The following is a 2,694-nucleotide window of genomic DNA, read 5'->3' on the forward strand; positions in this document are numbered from 1 at the left end:
ACCACGGCCTGGCCCTGGCTTCCAGGGGGCCCGGCGTCCACCGGCCCACAGGAGGGCAGGCAGGCGAGCGCCAGCCAGGCCCCGAGCGCAACCCCCCGGGGGGGTCGGCATCCTGTCCATTGCCCGCCGGACCCGGTGGACCGTTTCGCCATGGGGCGCATCATAGGCAACAGGGGGTCATGGGAATGGGGGACGCCCCGCGTTACCTTGCCCCGGGGGGACGTGAACCGGATAGAGTCCGTTGCACGTCTCCCTGCCCCAAGGGGCGGAAGGCCTGCATGCCTGCCTTCTCCGCCGGAGGGGACTGACACATTGGAGGGTCCGCCACATCTTCACGGGTGGTGGGTCCGCTAACCCTTTTTGGAGGATGTTCACATCATTCGCGAACAGAGAAACAGCAGCCGCGGTCCCAACCGGGACCAGAGAACCAACCGCCGCATCCGCGCGCGGGAAGTCCGTGTCGTGGGCTCGGATGGCTCGCAGCTCGGCGTCATGACCATCGAGGCGGCGCTTGAGAAGGCCCGCTCCGAGTCGCTCGACCTGGTCGAAGTCAGCCCGATGGCGAAGCCGCCGGTCTGCAAGATCATGGACTACGGCAAGTTCAAGTACGAGGAGAAGAAGAAGGCCTCGGACGCGAAGCGCACGCAGGTGGTCATCCAGCTCAAGGAAGTGAAGCTCCGTCCCAAGACGGAGGAGCACGACTACGAGTTCAAGGTGCGCAACACCCGCCGGTTCATCGAAGAGGGCAACAAGGCCAAGGTCGTCATCCAGTTCCGCGGGCGTGAAATCACGCACAAGGAGCTGGGCAGCGCCATCCTCGATGACGTCATCAAGGACCTGAAGGACGTGGCCGTGGCGGAGCAGCTGCCGCGCATGGAAGGCCGGCAGATGTACATGATTCTGGCCCCCACGCCCAAGGTCGCGCAGAAGGCGCGTGAACAGGCGCGGCAGGCCGCGGCGGCCGCTCGCAAGTCCCCGCCCCCGAGCGCGGGCAAGAAGCCCCAGGCGGCCGGTGCGCCGGGTGCGGACGGTGCCTCCACGGCCCCGGTCGAATCCGACGGCGCCAGCGACGCCGACGACACGACGGACGAAGCGCCGGACGCCGCGCCCGCGACGACGTAGCCGTTCGCACACGTCCCCGCGTCTCCCCTCGCCGGGAGACGCGCACACGGGCGGTTCCCCTTGGGAGAGAGTCCCAGGGAGACCGCCCGCGTTCGTTTCCTGGCGCTGCGTGTGCTTGTTACCCGGGCAGCACCCGGGTGCGCCGGCGGCGGCCCCACTCCATCAGGAGGAACGTCACGCCCACCGCGAGCGTCGCGCTGGCACCGCCGCACCCGGCGGCCATCGCCTGCTGGGAGGGCGTCGTGGCGGCGCTCACCAGCGTGCCGGGGTCCTGCGGCGGGCCGTAGGAACCGGAGCCGCCGGTGGCGGTGAACCGGGCGTCGTCATCCTCGGTGCTGGCCGGAGCCTGCTTCGCCGCGACGGCCTGGGACTTGAGCGACGACGCGCTGGTGGAGAAGAAGGACAGCCGGTAACTGGAGCCGGAGGACGGCTCGATGCCGAAGAAGCACACCAGCGGCACGCCCGAGGGCAGCACGTCCGGCGCCGCCGGGTAGCCCGCGAAGCCGGACACCGACGCCAGCTCCTTGCCCGCGCCCGGCTTGCCGCTGGAGGACAGCGCGCGCACCCACAGCCGGTAGCCGCTGCCGTCGCTGCGGGGCTGGTTGTAGAAGAGGTACAGGCTGCTGCCCGAGCGCACGAGCGCCGGCTGCGTGGCCCAGTCCCCGTCCTCCAGCACCCTCACCGCGGAGCCGAAGCTGGTGCCGTTGAAGCGGCGGTACATCAGCCGTTCGGAGTTGTCCTTGTAGACCAGGTGCAGGCCGCCATTGCCGTCCGCCACCGCGCTCATCGCGGCGCCGTGGTAGATGCCGTCGGAGAAGGCGGTGCGCGTGGAGGACCAGCTGGACACGGACGCGCTGTCATCCCGGATGCGGTAGTGCGTGGAGTCGCGCCCGTCGTGCGAGCTCCACAGCATCATCATCCGGCTGCCCAGGCTGATGAGCCGCCCGCCGCCGCGCTTGGAGATGTCGCGCGCGAGCGCGGACTGCGTGCGGAAGGTGGAGCCGCCGTCGCTGCTCACGGAGATGACCAGCGTGTTGCTGGCGTCCTTCTCCCGGAAGAAGGCCTGCACCCAGAGCCGGCCCTTGGAGTCGCGCGCCAGCTCCGCGCGGTAGTACGCGGTGCTGGAGCTGGTGGAGTCGAACACGCGCACGGCCTTGTCCGGCAGCCAGTGGTTCTTGGACGCGCTGTAGCGCCACCACTGGAAGTACACGTCGCGTGACGTGGAGCCGCTGATGCCCGTGCTGTCCGGCGTCTCCACCGCGTAGACGAGCGCCACGTCCTTGCCCACCGCGACCAGGTCCGCCCGGTCATAGGTGGAGCCGTCGTGGATGATGCCCTCCTGCTTCCAGGTGCCGCCGCCGTTGTCGCTGCGGAACAGGCGCAGGCCGTGCCCGTCCTGTCCGCCCTGCTGCACGGCCGCGAGCAGCACGGAGCCCTCGCTGCGGGACACGCGCACGATGTGCCGGTGCGCGGGCAGTGTCAGCGCGTTCCCCCTCCGCACCGGGATGGCCGAGGGCGGCGTCGCCGCCGTCATGCCCGCAAGCAGGAGTCCTGTGAATGCTGCCCAACCCA

The 2,694-nt window shown here is 70.0% G+C and carries 1 protein-coding gene and 1 pseudogene; one reads left to right on the top strand and one right to left on the bottom strand.

From position 1 onward, the window contains the following. Nucleotides 1-375 precede the first annotated feature (375 nt). Complete coding sequence (gene infC, locus D7X55_RS38200) at nucleotides 376-1,122, top strand: translation initiation factor IF-3 (protein ID WP_120552370.1); 747 nt, start codon at nucleotides 376-378, stop codon at nucleotides 1,120-1,122. Nucleotides 1,123-1,240: 118 nt separating this feature from the next. On the opposite strand, the pseudogene D7X55_RS38205 reads toward infC, so the two are convergent. After that, nucleotides 1,241-2,694 (bottom strand): annotated as a pseudogene (locus D7X55_RS38205) (exo-alpha-sialidase); the annotation flags it as partial.

This window comes from Corallococcus sp. AB049A, assembly GCF_003668885.1.
In the GTDB taxonomy this organism is placed as follows: domain Bacteria; phylum Myxococcota; class Myxococcia; order Myxococcales; family Myxococcaceae; genus Corallococcus; species Corallococcus interemptor.